13 protein-coding genes are annotated in these 17139 nt (G+C 68.4%); 6 read left to right on the top strand and 7 right to left on the bottom strand.

What is annotated here, in order from left to right; all coding sequences use genetic code 11:
- Nucleotides 1-76: 76 nt before the first annotated feature.
- The 4 genes from PWS46_RS26405 to PWS46_RS26390 form a co-directional block, all read right to left on the bottom strand.
- Complete coding sequence (locus tag PWS46_RS26405; RefSeq protein WP_434624915.1) at nt 77-2761, bottom strand: TIGR02302 family protein; 2685 nt, start codon at nt 2759-2761, stop codon at nt 77-79.
- Nucleotides 2762-2980: 219 nt separating this feature from the next.
- Nucleotides 2981-3919: a DMT family transporter gene (locus PWS46_RS26400; RefSeq protein WP_434624914.1), complete on the bottom strand. Its 939-nt coding sequence runs from the start codon at nt 3917-3919 to the stop codon at nt 2981-2983.
- 127 nt (nt 3920-4046) lie between these two features.
- Complete coding sequence (locus tag PWS46_RS26395; RefSeq protein ID WP_434624912.1) at nt 4047-4613, bottom strand: DUF2934 domain-containing protein; 567 nt, start codon at nt 4611-4613, stop codon at nt 4047-4049.
- Between the two features lie 135 nt (nt 4614-4748).
- On the bottom strand, nt 4749-5369 hold the full coding sequence (locus tag PWS46_RS26390) for a hypothetical protein (RefSeq protein ID WP_434624911.1): 621 nt from the start codon (nt 5367-5369) through the stop codon (nt 4749-4751).
- Nucleotides 5370-5547: 178 nt separating this feature from the next.
- On the opposite strand from PWS46_RS26390, the gene PWS46_RS26385 reads away from it, so the two are divergent.
- From PWS46_RS26385 to PWS46_RS26365, 5 genes are all read left to right on the top strand, one after another.
- The gene (locus PWS46_RS26385) at nt 5548-7095 is read left to right on the top strand and encodes an AAA family ATPase (protein WP_434624909.1); all 1548 of its coding nucleotides are present in this window, start codon (nt 5548-5550) and stop codon (nt 7093-7095) included.
- Nucleotides 7096-7271: 176 nt separating this feature from the next.
- A complete protein-coding gene (locus PWS46_RS26380) occupies nt 7272-8138 on the top strand; it encodes a universal stress protein (protein WP_434624907.1) in 867 nt (288 codons plus the stop codon).
- A 105-nt stretch (nt 8139-8243) separates the two neighbouring features.
- A complete protein-coding gene (locus PWS46_RS26375; RefSeq protein WP_295829315.1) occupies nt 8244-8504 on the top strand; it encodes a hypothetical protein in 261 nt (86 codons plus the stop codon).
- Between the two features lie 111 nt (nt 8505-8615).
- Nucleotides 8616-9086 (top strand): hemerythrin domain-containing protein, encoded by a 471-nt coding sequence (locus PWS46_RS26370; protein WP_434624904.1) that lies wholly within the window; start codon nt 8616-8618, stop codon nt 9084-9086.
- Between the two features lie 183 nt (nt 9087-9269).
- On the top strand, nt 9270-10460 hold the full coding sequence (locus PWS46_RS26365) for a hypothetical protein (RefSeq protein ID WP_434624902.1): 1191 nt from the start codon (nt 9270-9272) through the stop codon (nt 10458-10460).
- Nucleotides 10461-10464: 4 nt separating this feature from the next.
- Here PWS46_RS26365 and uvrC read toward each other — a convergent pair whose 3' ends face one another.
- The 3 genes from uvrC to PWS46_RS26350 form a co-directional block, all read right to left on the bottom strand.
- Nucleotides 10465-12339 (bottom strand): excinuclease ABC subunit UvrC, encoded by a 1875-nt coding sequence (gene uvrC, locus PWS46_RS26360; protein ID WP_434624900.1) that lies wholly within the window; start codon nt 12337-12339, stop codon nt 10465-10467.
- A 126-nt stretch (nt 12340-12465) separates the two neighbouring features.
- Nucleotides 12466-13521, bottom strand: coding sequence for a GMP reductase (locus PWS46_RS26355; protein ID WP_434624898.1), 1056 nt, complete (start codon nt 13519-13521; stop codon nt 12466-12468).
- 169 nt (nt 13522-13690) lie between these two features.
- Nucleotides 13691-14506 (bottom strand): DeoR family transcriptional regulator, encoded by an 816-nt coding sequence (locus PWS46_RS26350; RefSeq protein ID WP_434624896.1) that lies wholly within the window; start codon nt 14504-14506, stop codon nt 13691-13693.
- A gap of 338 nt (nt 14507-14844) precedes the next feature.
- Between PWS46_RS26350 and PWS46_RS26345 the strand changes: the two genes are divergently transcribed.
- Nucleotides 14845-17025 carry a methyl-accepting chemotaxis protein gene (locus tag PWS46_RS26345; protein ID WP_434624894.1) on the top strand — a complete coding sequence of 727 codons (2181 nt, stop codon included), beginning with the start codon at nt 14845-14847 and terminating at the stop codon, nt 17023-17025.
- The last annotated feature ends 114 nt before the right edge of the window (nt 17026-17139 follow it).

The raw sequence follows: 17139 nt of genomic DNA, 5'->3' as shown, positions 1-17139 counted from the left end.
GAGCAGAGCGTTGCAAGTCAAAGCGATCCGGCAGGCGGGAATTCCGGCCCGACTCGCCGGAATTCCCCCGCCGGTATCAGAACTGCTTCAGCAGCCGGTCGATGTAGTTGCGCTCCTCCTGCGGGCGGCCGTACTGGCCGGAGCGGCGGCGGAGTTCGTCCAGGATTTCGCGGGCGCGCTGGAGCTCCGACTGTTCGGGGATCTTCACGTCGTTGGAATCCTGCATGCCGTAGCCGGACGGGCGGCGGCCCAGCGGGTCGCGCCCCCGGCCCTGGCGGGGCATCTGGCCCTGCTGCTGGCCCATCATGGCCGGACCCTGCTGCCCCATCATCTGCTGGGCCATCTGTTCGGCCATGCCCTGCATGCCCTGCTGCAGCTGTTCCATCGCCTCCGTCTGCGACGGCACCGCTGCGCCGGGGGCGCCCTGCTGCAGCGCCTGAGCGGCGTCGCGCATGGCGCGCTCGGCACGGCCCAGCGGCTGCGGGATCTCGCCGCCCTGCTGTTCGCCCATGCGGCGCATCAACTCGCCCAGCTGGCGGCGCAGCGCCTCCTGTTGCTCGGCCTGCTTCTGCAGGGTGGGGCTGCCGGGATTCTGCTGGCCGTTCTGGTTGCGGCGCTGGTTTTGCTGGCGACCGCGAGGCTGCTCGCCCTGCTGCCCCTGCTGCTGGTCCATCGATTCCTGCGACTGGCGGAAGCTCTGGTCGAGGAGCTGCTGCTGCTGCTGCGCCAGCTTCTGCAACTGCTGCATCATCTCCCAGGTCTGGTTCTGCTGCTGGGCCTGCTGCTGGTTCATCTGGGCCATGGCGCCGGAGCGCATGTTCTCCAGCATCTGCTGAAGCTGGGACAGCATCTGGCGGGCGGCGTCGCGCGATCCCGTCTGAGCCATCTCGCGCATCTTGTCGAGCATCTGCTGCAGGTCGTTGCGGTCGGTCATGCGGTCGGCCATTTCCGGCGGGACCATCGGGATCTTCTCGCCGCGCTGCAGCGCCTCCATCATCCGCTGTTCCATGGCGTCCATGAACTTGTCGAGCGCCGCCTGCAGCTCGTCCATCAGGCGGTTCAGCTCCTCGTCGGAGGCGTTCTTGTCCAGCGCCTCGGACAGGCGCTTCTCGGCGTCGCGCAGGTCCTTCTCCGCCAGCGACAGGCCGCCATCCTCGATGCGGAGCGCGGTTTCCCACAGGAGTTGCTGCAGCGCCGGGACGCTGTCGGCGCTCTGGTCCAGCATGAGCCGGGCCAAGGCGGTGCGCAGCGACAGGAAGGCGACGATGTCGTCGCCATAGGTGCCGGGGCGCGCGGAGATCTCCGCCAGCGCGCGGGCGACCTGCACCCGCGACTCCTGCGGATTGCGGGTCAGGATCTTGCGCTGGTTGATGATGGCGCGGGCGACGGGGTGGCTGAATGTCCGTTCCGGCAGGATGATGGCCGCATCGTCCGACCGGCCGGTCTGGCCGGCTCCGTCGGTGGCGGTCAGCCGCACCGTCACCGGCATGCCGGCCCAGGGGTGGGCGGTCAGGTCCTGGAAGGCGGTGGCGTGCGCCTCTTTCGGGCGGACGCCGGGCAGCGACAGCGGGACTTCCAGCACCGGGTCGGCTTCGGTCTTCGGCGCTTCCTTCTTCACGGCCCCATTTTTAGCGGTGCCGGGCTGCGGCGGAACCTCGGGCGCTAGGCGGATCTGCGCCTTCACCTCGGTCAGGCCGTAATCGTCGCGGGCGGCATAGTCCAGCTTCAGCGCACCGCGCTCGCCGGCGGCGGGCGGATTGGCGTGGGCGATGATGGGCGGTCGGTCGGGAACCACCTCGATCGGCCAGGAGCCCAGCGTGCGCCCGCCCTGGGTGACGGAGATGCGGGTACCGCCGGTCACCGGCTTCTGCACCTGGAAGTTGGTCGAATCCACCGCCTCGAACGGGCCGGTCTGGTCGCCGGCCTCCAGACTGGGGGTGCCGCCGCCGCCGGTGACGCGGGCCAGCACGAGGCTGCCCTGCGGCACCTTCACCGGCTGGTCGGCCGGCTGTTCGGCGGAGGGGGTGCCGGCGGCCTGCTGGCTTGCCGGTTTGGCGGCTTGCTTGGCGGTGGAGCCGGATTTCAGGAAGACCGGCGGCAGGCCGGTATAGTCGGGCGGGTTGATCCACAGGTCGAGCGTCGCCGTCGTCGTGGCGCCGCTGCCGGCGAATTGGGGGGTCAGCGCGGCGGCGATGCGCGGACGCCAGTCGCCCCAGGCGGCGGCGCCGGCGACCACCAGCGTCAGGATCACCAGGGCGCGCAGGGCATAGCGGTCGTGCGACGGCACCTCGGTGCCCGGCCAGGCGACGCGCAGTCTACGCATGGCGGCGCGCGTGCGTTCCTGGTGCAGGCGCCACAGCGCCTGGGCGGTCGGGTCGTTGCCGGCGGGGCGGTCGCGCAGCGTGTGCAGCGGGCGGTGGGGGAGGCCGCTGTCCCGTTCCAGCCGGCGGCGGGCCTCATCCTCCGCCGGGCTGCGGAAGCGCCGGACCCCGACGAAGAGCGACAGCAGGAAGGCGGCGGCGAGCACCAGCAGGGCCAGCCCATGCAGCCAACCCGGCAGCAGGACCAGCAGATTCAGCAGCGCCAGCGCCAGGAAGGCACCCAGCACCGACAGCGGCGCCCACAGCGCCGGTCCCAGCCGTTCCCACAGCAGCGCCGCGCGCGCCTGGGCAAGGCGGAAGCGGGGTTCCATCACGCCGTCGCTGTCGGCAGCCCGATGCTGGCCGGATCCGGAGTCGCCGCGTCGCTCATTCTGCTTCATGCCGCCCCCTCCGCGCCGAAATGCAGCCGGGCCGGCGGTTCGCCTGGGCCGCCGCCCGGTCATGCTGCGCGAACCAATCATATAGGCGCCGCCGGCGGCTTTTGCCCGCCATTTTGCCCACCGACTCGTTCACCGGCGCAATGCTACAGCCCATCATTGCGCGATGGCGAAACTATGACGCGCGGCGATCCGCCGAAATTTCGGGGCTTGCGGGTTTCGTCAGTCGCCTTCGCCGGCCGGCAGCGGCTTGGTCACGGTCGTGCCGCGCTGCGTCTCGCGGTACAGGATGTAGAGTCCGCTCGCCATCACCACGGCGGCGCCGGCCGCCATCGTCCCGGTCGGCACCTCCCCCCACAGCAGCCAGCCGAAGCCGACCGCCAGCAGCAGCGAGGCATAGTTCAGCGGCGCCACGACGGCGGCCGGGGCCAGCGAATAGGCGCGGGTCAGCATCAGCTGGCCGCCGCCGCCGCACAGTCCGGTCGCCAGCAGCAGCAGCAGATCCAGCGGCCCCGGCGTGATCCAGGAGACCGGCAGCGACAGGCCGGTCATGACGGTGGTCAGCAGGGTGAAATAGAAGACGATGGTGTTGGGCAGTTCCGTCCGGCTCAGCTGCCGGATGGCGATCATCGCAATCGCGGTGCACAGCGCGCCGCCCAGGGCCAGCATCGCGCCCAGATTCAACACATCGCCGCTGGGCCGGACGATGATGAGCACGCCGGCGAAGCCGACCAGCACGGCGCTCCAGCGATGGATGCCGACCTTCTCGCCCAGCAGCGGCACCGACAGCGCGGTGAGGAACAGCGGTGCGGCGAAATTCAGCGAGATGGCGTCGCCCAGTGGCAGCAGGTGGAAGGACCAGAAGGTCGCCACCATGGCACTCAGTCCGATCATCGATCGGCCCAGATGGCCCCAGGGATAGCGGGTGCGCAACGTCGAAGCGAAGCCGTTGGCGAAATGGATCACCAGACAGACCGGGATCAGTGCGAACAGGCTGCGGAAGAACATGACCTCGTTCACCGGGAAGCGGTCCATCAGGAGCTTCGCCAGGACGTTCATCACCGAGAAGAACAGCACCGACAGCAGCATCGATGTGATGCCGAGCCGGGTGTTGTCGACACGCTGGTGCTGTTTTGGGAGAGGATGGGGAGGAACTGTCACGATAGGCCAAGCCTACCAAGCGTTGTCGCCCGCGTCACGGTGTCGCGACGCGGGCGGTCATGCCGGGGCGGTATGGCGGTGTTGCGTAAACCCGCCCCGATGCCTTCCGTCGGCGCTCCGCCGGGGCTTAGACCTTGAACAGACCGGTGATTTCGGCCTCGGCGCGCAGCCAGTGCTCCTGCTCCCGACCTTCGGGGCAGCCTTCGTCCTGCCAGATCTGGTAGGCGCGTTCCTGGATCATGCGGTTGCGCTGGCCGCTGAGCAGGCCCTCGGCAATGTTCATGTTCAGGCGGGCCAGTGAGACCAGCTTGCGCGTCTCGATCGCGCCCTGGGTCGCCAGCATGGTAGTGGAGACGACATACTGCGCCAGATTGCGCAGGTTGGCCTTCACCTCCGGCTCGACCGGGCAGTCGTCGTTCAGCAGGACCGTCTTGATGGCGATCCACAGCTTCAGGTTCTGGTCCAGGGCGACCGTGACCTTTTCCGGCACATCCGATTCCAGCAGGGTGCTGGCCGCCTGCAACAGGACGATGCTGTCCTGTTCCACCGACGCGAAGTTGGTGCGCAGGATGGTGTCGGCCCAGCTTTCCACCGGAGCCTCGAACACCGGCGCGGCGGCGGCAGTGGCGGAAGCAGCGGCGGCGGGAGCGGTTGCGGGAGCGGCGGAGGAGGCGGTCTTGCGCTTGGTGGCCATGGTGGGTTCCCCGGGGAGCGTTCGGTCCGCGTCCACTTGATCCAACCATGTTTAAGATGCGGTTAAGACGCTACCCATGCGCGCGTTTTGCCTACGGCAGACGCCGCGACACGATGTCCTGGCATCGGCCCCCGGTCAGGGGCCGCCGAAAGGCAATCGGTAATAAAAGCCGAAGACGTTGTTGGTGCCGGCGGCCGGATCGCCCGCCGCGGCGTCGTTGACGATGCGGCTGTAGCCCAGGCTGAAGCGCGACTTGTTGTCGAACTCGTACCCCAACTCCAGCTGCGATCGGAACTCGGTGGTGGGGGCGCCCTCGCGCCGGGCGGTGGGCAGGGTGCCGGCGCCGAAACTGGGGGTGAAGACGAAGGAGCCGAGCGGCACGTCGACCAGCACGCCGCCGCTGAGGCCACCGGTCAGTCCCGTACCGAGACCGGTCACGGCGCCGCGCGGGGTCAGGCTGCTGCCGCTGCCCGGCCCGATCCAGGGCTGGATGGTGACATAGGGTTCGACCTGCGGGACCAGCGAAGACCCGATCCGCATCTTGCTGTTCAGGATGGTGAGGTTGCTTTCCGCCGGTGGCTGCAGGCTGTAGGCGAGGCCGCCCACCGCCCAGTTGCCGAACCGGCCGTCCGCGTCGATGGACTCCGCCCGCGCCGATCCGACGCCGGCCCCCAGAAGAGTGAAAGCGAACGCGAGCAGACAGGCGGCCGAGATGGCCTGCGGGCAATTCCCCTGGCGGCTGAACAGGCGGTTCACGGGCACCCCCTCCCGGTGACGCGTCGGATCGCACCATGCGGTCCGGCCACTATAACGATGGGGCGTGGCGACTGACCCATGGAGTATCGGCACTACCCCTAGGATGTCGTCATCGCCATCCGCGTTTCAACCATGAAAGCATGAGCGGTGCGGGACCATCGTCTGTTACCATATGCTCATGAGCGTGCATCCCGCCGAACCAGCGTCCGGCCCTGGGCCGCAGGAGGAGGTGATCGCCTTCCTCGGCGATCCGCGCACCCATGGCGGGCAGCCGGTGGAGCGGATCGACACCCATGCCGCCCTGGTGTTCCTGGCGGGTGACCGGGCGCTGAAGCTGAAGCGCGCGGTGCGCTATCCTTATCTGGATTACTCGACGGTCGAGAAACGCCGCGCGGCCTGTCTTGCGGAGTTGGCGATCAACCGTCGCACCGCGCCGGCGCTTTATCGGGGCGTGGTCGCAATCCGCCGGGGAGCCGACGGCCGTTTGCGGTTGGACGAAGAGAACGGGGACGCAATCGACTGGCTGGTATCGATGTCGCGCTTTCCCGACGAGGCGCTGTTCGACCGCATGGCCGAACGGGGCGACCTGACCCCCGCTCTGATGCGGCGGCTGGCCGAGCGGGTCGCCGCCTTTCACCGTGACGCCGCTCCCCGGCCGGATGGCGGCGGGGTGGAGGCGCTGCGCGAGGTGGCGGATGGCAATCTGGAGGATCTGCGCGCCGCGCCGGACCTGTTTCCCGCCGACGCGGTGGCCCGGCTGGCGGAGCGTACGGGCGAGGCGCTCGACCGGCTGGCGCCCCTGCTGGAGGCGAGGCGGCGGGATGGATTCGTCCGCCATGGCCATGGCGACCTGCATCTGCGCAACATCGTCCTGTTGGACGGCGAGCCGACCCTGTTCGACGCCATCGAGTTCGACGAAGTGCTGGCGGTGGCCGACGTCTTCTATGACCTCGCCTTCCTGCTGATGGATCTGGATCACCGCGGGCTGCGGCCGTTGGGCAACGCGGTGCTGAACAGGTATCTGGAGGAGACCGAGGATTACGGCGGGCTGGCGGCGCTGCCGCTGTTCCTGTCGCTGCGCGCGGCGGTGCGGGCCAAGGTGTCGGCCGCGGCGCTGCGGCTTGGCGGAAAGGCGGAGGGGCTGGCTGGGGAGGCGCGGCGCTATCTTGACCAGGCGCTCGCCGCGCTGGACCCGGCACCGGCGCGGCTGGTGGCGGTCGGCGGGTTGTCCGGCACCGGTAAGACGAAGCTGGCCAAGGGGATCGCGCCCGATCTGGGACCGTCGCCCGGCGCGGTGGTGCTGCGCAGCGACGTGCTGCGCAAGCGACTGTGCGGAGTCGCCGACACCGACCGGCTGCCGGCCGACGGCTATGCACCGGCCGTGACGGAACGGGTCTATGATGAGTTGTACCGGCGGGCGGCGGCGGTTCTGGGAACGGGCCAAGCCGTGGTGGTCGATGCGGTGAGCGCCCGGCCGGAGGAACGCCGCCGGATCGAAGCGGTCGCAGCGGACGCCGGGCTGCAGTTCGACGGGATCTGGATGGAGGCGCCGCTGTCGGAGCGGGTGGAGCGTGTGACCAATCGTCGCAACGATGCGTCCGACGCCACCGCCGACGTGGTGGAACGGCAGGAATCCTATGATTTGGGTACAATCGACTGGACGCGCCTGGATTCTGGCAGGGTTGCAGCGGATGTGCTGGACGACGCCCGTGCAAGCTTGGCCTAATTCCAGCAGTGACAACATCTTATGGACTGCATCTTCAAGATTTGCGGTTCCTGCCCCGGACCGCGGATCGCAGCGACGATGGGGCGAATGACGGCCCGGTGAGAATCGTCCGCCACACCGGCGGACGGACCGCCGCCGTCCGGGAAGGGCCGCTCGAACCGGTCCGGGAGGAGTCCATGACCTACAAAACCATCCTTGTGCCGCTGTGCGGCAGTGAGAACGACCCGGTGGCCCTGAAGGGCGCGATTTCGGTGGCGCGCGATTTCGACGCCCACCTCGTCGGCCTGTTCGTCAGCCTCGACCCGCGCGATGCCGTCCCGATGCTGGGCGAGGGCATGTCCGGCGCCATGGTGGACGAGATCATGCGCGCGGCCGAGACGGAGTCGAACAACCACCGCGCCGCCGCCCGCCGTTCCTTCGACGCCGCCGTCGCCGAAGCCGGCTTCGAGATGCGTGACGTCCCCGGTGGGGTCGAGGCGCCGTCCGCTTCCTGGCGCGAGGTCGTCGGCCGGATCGAGGACGTGGTGCCGGCCGAAGGCCGTCTGGCCGACCTGATCGTCTGCGCCCACACCTCGATCGAGGCGGACACGCAGGGCTACACCACCATGGAAACGGCGCTGCTGGGGTCCGCCCGGCCGGTGCTGCTGGTGCCGAAAAACCTGCCGGCGGAGATCGGCCACACCGTCGCCGTCGCCTGGAACGGCAAGACGGAAGCCACCCGCGCCGTCGCCGCGGCCCTGCCCTTCCTGCGCAGCGCCGAGCGCGCCCACATTCTGACCGCCGAAACTTCGGTGACGGAAGGCGCGACAGGACGCCGCATTGCCCAATATCTCGCTTGGCAGGGTGTTAACCCTGAGTTAACTATATTGCATCCGGGATCGGAACCCGTTGGGGAGACGGTCACCAAGAAAGCCGTGGAGCTGGGCGCCGACCTGTTGGTTATGGGCGGTTATGGCCACAGCCGGATGCGGGAAATGATCCTGGGCGGTGTCACGCGCTACGTGCTGAACCATGCCGGGCTGCCGGTTCTGATGGCTCACTGATAGTCGCCGGTCTTCGGCCGCGCGGGCTTCCCTGACGTATGTTGCGTCGGGGATCCCGTGCGGCGACGGTATTTGCAGCCCGGCCGTTCCTGGGAGGAACGCGCCATGTTGACGATCAAGGACTGCATCGCTCTGAGCGATCTCACCGAAGCGGAGGTCGACGCGATCGCCGAACACGAGCATCTGCCGGAAATGGTGGCGGTGGAGATGGGCCATTGCCTTGCCCACTGCCCCGGCGGTGCCAACCGCATCGCCCATATCATCGCCGACGACATCGCGGAGGCCTGCGCCCACGGTCAGGTCGGCCACGCGGTGGAGCTGATGCACACCCTGCGGGAATTCGTCGACACCCATCCGCAGGGCTGAGGGCGCAGCCGAAGGCGGGGGAACAGTCCGGCCGCGGCGGGGTTCTACTGGCAAGCATTTGGCGATTGCCGTCCGGCAGTCGCCTTCCGACAATTGCCAAGGACCCCGACGATGGCCAAAAAGTCCACCGCCAGCCAGACCGACATTTTCGCCCGCATCAAATCGGACCACGACACCATCCGCGGCCTTCTGGACAAGACCGAGAAGGCCAACGGCAGCGGTCGCGCCGTGTTCGAGGAACTGCAGCGCGAGCTGTGGGCCCATTCGAAGGTGGAGGAAGGTGTCTTCTACGCCTCGCTGAAGAAGGCCAAGGAGGCGAAGTCGGAAACCGTCGAGGGGCTGAACGAGCATCACCTCATCAACGGCCTGCTGGACGAACTGAACGCGATGAAGACCACCGACAGCGGCTGGAAGGAAAAGCTGCAGGTGCTGGGCGAACTCGTCCGCCACCATCTCGACGAAGAGGAAGAGGAACTTTTCGAAGAGGCCAAGGACGTCCTCGACGACGACCGCGCGGCTGAGTTGGGCAGCGCCTATGACGACCGCAAGAAGCACATCATGGCTGGTCTGGCGCCTCTGTAAGGACGGCTACGCCATCCCGTTCGGTTGCCGTCGGCGGGTGAAGGGGCCATATCTGGGGCTTTCTGAAACCGGCCGGCGGTGTCGATGTCCAAGCGTGTCAGCGTCAAGCGAATGCTCTCCCGGCGGAGCTTGCGATTCGGCCGAGCTGCATTGGCGGCAGTCGCACTTGGGGTTTCCGTCCTCATGTCCGCCCCCGCTTCCTCTGCACCCGTCCCGCCGGCGAAGGAACTGGCGCAGAAGACCTGCGGCACGCTCGCGTCGCGGGTCGATGCGGTGTCCGGGCGTGGGCCGCTGTTCCTGCGCAGCTACGACAATTCATACGCGCCGGGTCCGACCTCGGAGCCGGCGCTGTCCAACGCCGCCTTCACCTACGACAACGCGCTGGCGATCATGGCGCTGACCGCCTGCGGCCAGCGCGACAAGGCCTTGCGCATCGGCGAGGCGCTGCTCGATGCCGTGTCGCTCGACCGTGCCGGCTGGAAAGGGCGGCTGCGCAACACCTACCGGGCCGGCGCGCAGAACCAGCGGCCAATCCCGCCGAACGGCTGGTGGGATGCCGTCGGCAACCATTGGGGCGAGGATCCCTATCAGGTCGGCACCGCCACCGGCAACGTCGCCTGGGCCGGGCTGGCCCTGCTGACTCTGGCCGATGCGACCGGCGAGACGCGATTCCGCGACGGAGCGGCGGAACTGGCGCGCTGGGTGGTCGAGCACACCCGCGACCCGCGCGGCCCCGGCGGCTTCAACGGCGGTTTGCAGGGCTTCGACGACGCGCCACAGCCGCTGACCTGGAAATCGACCGAGCACAACACCGATCTGGTCGCACTGTTCGGCTGGCTTGGCGGCGATTTTGCCGGGTCGGAGAAAGAGGCGCGCGACTTTCTGGACAAAATGTGGGCGGCGGGCGGCGACCATTTCCCCATCGGCACCACACCGGACGGGGTGACGGTCAGCACCTCCACCTCCGGCCTCGATGCCCAGCTCTGGCCGCTTCTCCTGCCGCAGGCGCCGGAGGCTTGGCGGGCCGCCCTGTCCTACGCGGAGCGCGCCCATGGTGCCGATGGCGGTTTCGATTTCAACGACGACCGCGACGGCATGTGGGTGGAGGGCACGGCGCAGGCGGCGCTGGCCTACCGCGCCGTCGGCCGCCGCGGCGATGCCGACCGGCTGTTCGGCGAACTGCTGAAGGAGATCAGCCCCGGCGGTTATCTCTACGCCACCCGGCCGCAGGTGCTGTCCACCGGCCTTGCCATCGGGCCGGACAGCAAGACCGACGACTTCCTCTATTACCGCCGCCCCCATCTGGGCGCGACAGCCTGGGCGGCGCTGGCGGCGATCGGCTGGAACCCATTCACCGGGAAGACGGTGCCGTAACCCCCTATCCGTGGAAGTGTTCGTAGAGCTTCCGCGCAATGGCTTCGCTGATGCCGGGGGCGGCCTCCAGGTCCTTCAGCCCGGCGGCGGCGACGGCGGTGGCGCTGCCGAAATGGTGGAGCAGGGCCTTCTTGCGGGCGGGGCCGATGCCGGGAATGCCGTCGATGCGGGTGTGCGACATCGCCTTCATGCGGCGGGCGCGGTGGCTGTCGATGGCGGTGCGGTGGGCCTCGTCGCGCAGCCTTTGCAGGAAATGCAGCACCGGATCGTTGGGAGCCAGCGTCAGCGGCGGCTGGCCGGGGCGGAAGAAGCGCTCGCGTCCGGCATTGCGGTCGGGGCCCTTGGCGATGGCGACCAGGGGGATATCGGTGATCTGCAACATCGCCAGCTCGTCCTTCACCGCGTTCAACTGCCCCAGCCCGCCGTCGATCAGGACGAGGTCGGGCCACTGGGCAGAATCGGGGTCTGATTTGCTGCTACGGTGAAAGCGGCGGGTAAAGGTCTCGCGCAGCATGGCGTAATCGTCGCCGGCGGCCTCCGGATCGCGGATGTAGAAGCGGCGGTAGGCGTTGCGCTGGAACCCCTCCGGCCCGGCCACCACCATGGCGCCGACCGGGAAGGAGCCCTGGATGTGCGAGGTGTCGTAGATCTCGATGCGGCGCGGGGCGGCGGGCAGGCCGAAGACGCGCGCCACCCCCTCCAGCAGCGTCGCCTGGGTGGAACGCTCGGCCAGACGGCGGCCGAGAGCGTCGCGGGCATTGGTCTGCGCATGCTCGACGGCGCGGCGCTTCGGCCCGCGCTTGGGGCATTCCACGGCGACGCGGTGACCGGCGGACAGGCTCAGCGCGTCGGCCAGCAGGTCCGGTGACTTGACCGGGTCGCTCAGCAGCAGCAGGGCCGGCGGCGGGGTGTCGGCATAAAGCTGGGCGGCGAAGGCGGCGAGGATGTCGCCCGGCTCCTCTTCCGCGTCGATGCGGGGGAAGAAGGCGCGGGTGCCCTGGTTGCGGCCGCCGCGGAAGAAGAAGGCCTGGACGCAGGCCGCGCCACCCTCCTGGTGCAGGGCCAGCACGTCGGCGTCGCCCAGCGTGTCTTCCAGATTGATGTCCTGGCGGCTCTGCAGCGCGGTCAGTGCACGGATGCGGTCGCGCCAGCGGGCGGCGTCCTCGTACTCCAGCCGGTCGGAACTGTCGAGCATGTGGCGGGCGAACTCCGCCTGCACTTCGGCGCTGCGGCCGGACAGCACGTCGCGCACCCCCTGGACCTGATCGGCATACTCCTCCTCGCTGACACGGCCGACGCAGGGGGCGGAGCAGCGCTTGATCTGGTGCTGCAGGCAGGGGCGGGTGCGCGAGGCGAAGACACCGTCGTCGCAACTGCGCAGCAGGAAGGCGCGTTGCAGGGCGGCGATGGTCATGCCGACCAGATGCGGCGAGGCGTAGGGGCCGAACAGGTCGGAGTCCCTGCGGTTGCCCTTGCCGGACGTGCCGCGCCGCTCGGCGCTGCCGCGATGCTGCATCAGGCGGGGGAAATCATGCCCTTTCCCGATGACGATGTAGGAGAAGGAGCGGTCGTCCTTCACCAGGATGTTGAAGGGCGGCAGCAGGCTGCGGATCAGGTTCGCTTCCAGCAGCAGCGCCTCGGCCTCGGTGTGGGTGGTGACGAACTCCATGGCGCGGGTCAACGACACCATCCGCCGGGTGCGGTTGGGCAGCCCGTCGGTCCGGGTGTAGCTGGCCACCCGGCGCTTCAGGTTCTTCGCCTTGCCGACATAAAGGACCGACCCGTCGGCCGCCAGCATCCGATAGACGCCGGGCGTGTCCGGCAGGGTCGGCAACTGGGCGCGGATCACGTCCGCTCCGCCGCCGGGCACCCCGTCCATAACCACTCTCGTTCCCGCAAAGATCCGATTCGCCGTTCACCCAAGCAGTAGAACGGAACGGGTCCAAGAGACAAGAATCGGATGCAGGAAAACCGCCGGAGTTCTGGGCGGGGCGCCCAGGTCGGTTTACCCCCCGAACACGGTGTTCAACTGAGCGCCGACGCGGACGAAGGTGGTGCGTTTCGGCACCTCCTTCAGCCGGGTGGCGCCGATGTAGGTCATCATGCTGCGCACGCCGCCCATGATCTCCTGCATCGTGTTCTCCACCGGGCCGCGGTAGGGGATCTCCACCGTCTTGCCTTCCGAGGCGCGGTAGGAGGCGACGCCGCCGGAGTATTTGTGCATCGCGGTGTCCGACGACATGCCGTAGAAGGTCATGGCAACCGGCACGCGGTTGCCGTCGCGGTCCTCGTAGCGGATTTCGCCCTCGCACTCGTCATGTCCGGCCAGCATGCCGCCGAGCATGACGAAGTCGGCGCCGGCGCCGTAGGCCTTGGAGATGTCGCCCGGCACGGTGCAGCCGCCGTCGCCGCAGACCTGCCCCTTCAGCCCATGCGCTGCATCGGCGCATTCGATGATGGCCGACAGTTGGGGATAGCCGACGCCGGTCATCTTGCGGGTGGTGCAGACCGACCCCGGCCCGATGCCGACCTTGACGATGTCGGCGCCGGCCAGCAGCAGCGCCTCCGTCATGTCGCCGGTGACGACATTGCCGGCCATGATGACGGTGTCCGGGTTCTCCTCGCGCAGGCGGGCGATGACCTCGACGAAGCGCTCGGTATAGCCGTTGGCGACGTCCAGGCAGATCTTCCCCACCGGCGCGTTGGCCTTCACCGCCTGGAACTTGTCATGGTCGGCGTCGGCGATGCCCATCGAATAGAAGACGTTCGACTGGACGGCGGATTCCGCCTCCGCCTGGAAGAAGGCGACCAGCTCGTCCGCCTTGTAGTGCTTGTGCAGGGCGGTCATGGCGCCGAAGCGCGACAGCGCGCGGGCCATGCCCATGCTGCCGGTGACGTCCATGTTGGCGGCGATCAGCGGGAAGCCGGTCCAGTCTCGCTGGGTGTGTAGGAAGGTGAAGGTCCGGTTGACGTCCACGTCGTTGCGGCTCTGCAGCGTGCTGCGTTTCGGCCGGATCAGCACATCCTTGAAGTCGAGCTTGAGGTCGCTTTCGATGATCACCGCACACCTGCTGCTATCTGTTTGCCGGGCCAGCCGCTTTCACGCCAACCGCGTTCACAAGGCCCAACATCACAGAGTGGAGGCGATGCCCCGCTTCGGCAAGCGACATCGGGGCCGCGGGTGGGGGTGCCGCGTTTGAAGCTGTTTCTTCGAAACGGAGGGTATCCCCTCAGTCCTCCGCATCCTCCCCGTCGCCGTTCGCCGCCTCGCTGCCGTCGGCGACATGGACCTGACAGTCGGCGTTGCCCAGCACCTCCATCAACTCCGGCGGCGGCAGGCGGTCGGTGAAGAGCGCGTCGAGCACGCTGACGTCGGCCATGCGGATCATGGCGTTGCGGCCGAACTTGGTGTGGTCGGTGACCAGGAAGACCCGGCGCGAGCTTTCGATGATGGCGCGGGCGACGCGGACCTCCTGCTCGTCGTAATCCAGCAGGTCGCCTTCGCTGTCGATGCCGCTGATGCCGATGATGCCGATGTCGACCTTGTAGCGGCGGATGAACTCCACCGTCGCCTCGCCGATGATGCCGCCGTCGCGCTCGCGCACCAGACCGCCGGCGATGGAGAGCGCGAAGTTGGTGTTCTTGTGCAGGATGGTGGCGACGTTCAGGTTGTTGGTCAGCACCCGCAGCCGCTTGTGGCCGAGCAGGGCCTGGGCCACCGCCTCCGTCGTCGTGCCGATGTTGAGGAACAGCGAGGCGTCCTCCGGCACATGGCGGGCGACCATCTCGGCGATGCGGCGCTTTTCCTCCGCCATCAGGGTCTGGCGGGTGGAATAGGCGATGTTTTCCACGCTGGATGGCACGGTAACGCCGCCGCGGAACCGGCGGACGGCGGACTGTCCGGCCAGATGCTCGATGTCGCGGCGGATGGTCTGCGGCGTCACGTCGAAATGCTCGGCCAGCCATTGGATCTGCACCATGCCCTTGGCATGGACCAGGGCCACGATTTCCTGCTGGCGGCGTTCGGCGTCCAGGCGCGCATCCATCGGTGGGCTGTCTCCGGTCGGGTGGGGCGTCAGTGAATCAGATGCGCGAAATGGGTCAAAGCGAAAACGGCTGCTGGGCGGCGGTTACAACCGAGGCTGGCCGGGGTCCTGACGAACCTACGGCCCCGTACGGCAATATGTACGATGGATATTGTTCGCAACACAAGCATGTTTCTTTACGAAAATGAACGCGCATGGTAAGAGAGGATGCATGCGGTTCCGACTTGCGCCCGATCAGGGTTTGCCGCGACCGACGGCCGGCGGTGCCATCCTTCAAATTTGTCTCGATGCCGAACGCTCAAGACTGCTGACAAAAACATAACGTATAGGAGAGGAACATGACGCAACTGACGCCGGCGGGGAAGCGGCGGGGCATTCAGCTCGGCATTCAGGGGCGGCTGTTCCTGGCCTTCGGCGGGGTGGCGATGCTCGCCGCTTTCGCCAGCGTCATGGCATGGTGGTCGCTGACCGAGACCGGGCAATCCATGGGCCAGATCGGCCGCAGCAGCGTGCCGGCCATCGTCCGCTCGCTCAATCTGGCCAAGGACAGCACGGCGATCGCGGCCGATGCGCCGGCGGTGGCGGCCTCGCGAGACGCAGCGGAACTGACGGAACGGATGGACGGCTTGACCAAGCGGCTGGTGATCTTGCGCGACCGCATCGCGGCGATGCGCAACCAGTCAGGCGGGCAGGCCGGCGGAGGAATGGCAGCGGATGCCGACGCGGTTGCCGGGCTGGCGGAGAACATGGCGTCGGCGCTCGACACGCTGGGCAAGCGCACCGCCGAACGCCTGGACCTGGAGGAGAAGCTCAACACGCTGATGGCCGACGCGGTGATGGCGCACGAGGACTTCACCGATCTGGTGGCGCCGCTGCTGGAGGTGTCGACGCTGTCGGTCAACAATGTTGTGGGCGATCTGGCGGCGGCGCAGACGGTCGATGCCGCCACCGGGCTGGGCCGCCGGCTGGCGCAGGAGGAACTGCCGGTCATCACCCAGTTGATGAACGTGCAGGCCAACGGCAACCTCGCCTTCGGCATGATCGCCGCCGCGTCCAGCGTGCCCTATGGCGCGACGCTGAACAACATCCGGTCGAAGTACAATTGGGCGCTGCTGCGCGTCGACAACGCCATCGAGGCCTACCCGAAGGACAGCCCCGACCGCCCGTCGCTGGTCAAGGCGCGTGACGGGCTGGCCGCCTTCGGCAGCGGCGCCGGCAGCGTCTTCCGCCTGCGCGACGATCAGGCGCGCATCACCGCCGACATCGAAAGCGCGCTCGCCGAGACGGTGCGGCTGACCACGGAACTGAACGGCACCATCGACGCCGTGGTCGCCCACCAGCAGGAGCGCACCGACGCCGACGTGACCCAAACCGAAAGCGCGATTGCCGGGGCTGTCGCCGTTCAGGGCGGCGCGGCGGCCGTCGTCGTGCTGTCGAGCCTGCTGATCGCCTGGTTCTATGTCCGCAACCGGCTGACCCGCCGGCTGCTGCGGGTGATCGACGCCATGCGGGCGGTCGCGGCCGGAGACCTGACGGCCGACGCCCGGGTCCGCGGGCGCGACGAGATCGCGGAGATGGCGGGGATCGTCGGCGTCTTCCGCGACAAGAGTGCGGAGATCGCCCGCCTGCAGGAGGAACAGGACGCGATGAAGCGGGCCGCCGATGCCGAGCGGTCGCGCACCATCCAGACCATCACCGCCAGCATCGAGGCCAGCGTGAAGGAGGCCTCGCGCCACATCGCTGCCGCCTCTGCCGACATGCGCGAGGCGTCGGAGGACATGTCCGCCACCGCCGAGCAGACCTGCCGCCGCATGACCGACGTGCGCTCCGCCGTCGCCGACACCGCAACCAACGTGCAGACGGTGGCGGCCACCGCCAGCCAGCTCTCCGCCTCCATCGGCGAGATCACCCGGCGGGTCGGCGATTCCAGCCAGATCGCCCGCAGCGCGGTGGAGGAGGCGCGGAGCACCAACGAGCTGATGGGGGCGCTGGCCACCGCGGCACAGAAGATCGGCGACGTGGTCGGCATGATCAATGCCATCGCCGGCCAGACCAACCTGCTGGCGCTGAACGCCACCATCGAGGCGGCGCGGGCGGGCGAAGCGGGGCGCGGCTTCGCCGTGGTGGCGGAGGAGGTGCGCAGCCTCGCCGGCCAGACCGCCAAGGCGACGGAGGAGATCGCCCAGCAGGTCCAGGCGGTGCGCAGCACGGCGCAGGGGGCCGTGGCCGCCATCGACGACATCGGCCGCACCATCAGCCGCATCGACGAGATCACCGCCATGGTCGCCGCCGCGGTCGAGGAACAGTCCGCCGCCACCGACGAGATCGCGCGCAGCATCAACCATGCCTCCGACGCGGTGCAGAGCATCGCCGATACCGTGGTGTCGGTGGACGACGCGGTGAACCGCACCGGCAGCGCCGCCGCCCAGGTGGTGGATGCCACCCGCGCGCTTTCGCAACGCTCCGAAAGCCTGAGCGACGATATCGACCGCCTGCTGGGCGGCATCCGCGCCGCTTGAGCGCTTCCGCGCAAGGCAAGCCGGATCGGCCATATTTCCGATAGGAAAGAGGTGCGATCCGGCGTAGCCTCGAAAACATGGTCCGCTGAACAAACATTTTCCTTTTCAAACGCG

The sequence above is a fragment of the Azospirillum sp. B2RO_4 genome, assembly GCF_051124815.1.
In the GTDB taxonomy this organism is placed as follows: domain Bacteria; phylum Pseudomonadota; class Alphaproteobacteria; order Azospirillales; family Azospirillaceae; genus Azospirillum.
Note: the sequence above shows the minus strand (reverse complement) of the source record. Positions and strands in the feature narration are given on the sequence as shown.

Bases quoted from the DNA above. Each gene is read 5' to 3' on its own strand.
- PWS46_RS26405 (WP_434624915.1), bottom strand. From the start codon at position 2,761: ATGAAGCAGAATGAGCGACGCGGCGACTCCGGATCCGGCCAGCATCGG.
- PWS46_RS26395 (WP_434624912.1), bottom strand. From the start codon at position 4,613: ATGGCCACCAAGCGCAAGACCGCCTCCTCCGCCGCTCCCGCAACCGCT.
- PWS46_RS26385 (WP_434624909.1), top strand. From the start codon at position 5,548: ATGAGCGTGCATCCCGCCGAACCAGCGTCCGGCCCTGGGCCGCAGGAG.
- PWS46_RS26380 (WP_434624907.1), top strand. From the start codon at position 7,272: ATGACCTACAAAACCATCCTTGTGCCGCTGTGCGGCAGTGAGAACGAC.
- PWS46_RS26375 (WP_295829315.1), top strand. From the start codon at position 8,244: ATGTTGACGATCAAGGACTGCATCGCTCTGAGCGATCTCACCGAAGCG.
- PWS46_RS26370 (WP_434624904.1), top strand. From the start codon at position 8,616: ATGGCCAAAAAGTCCACCGCCAGCCAGACCGACATTTTCGCCCGCATC.
- PWS46_RS26365 (WP_434624902.1), top strand. From the start codon at position 9,270: ATGTCCGCCCCCGCTTCCTCTGCACCCGTCCCGCCGGCGAAGGAACTG.
- uvrC (WP_434624900.1), bottom strand. From the start codon at position 12,339: ATGGACGGGGTGCCCGGCGGCGGAGCGGACGTGATCCGCGCCCAGTTG.
- PWS46_RS26350 (WP_434624896.1), bottom strand. From the start codon at position 14,506: ATGGATGCGCGCCTGGACGCCGAACGCCGCCAGCAGGAAATCGTGGCC.
- PWS46_RS26345 (WP_434624894.1), top strand. From the start codon at position 14,845: ATGACGCAACTGACGCCGGCGGGGAAGCGGCGGGGCATTCAGCTCGGC.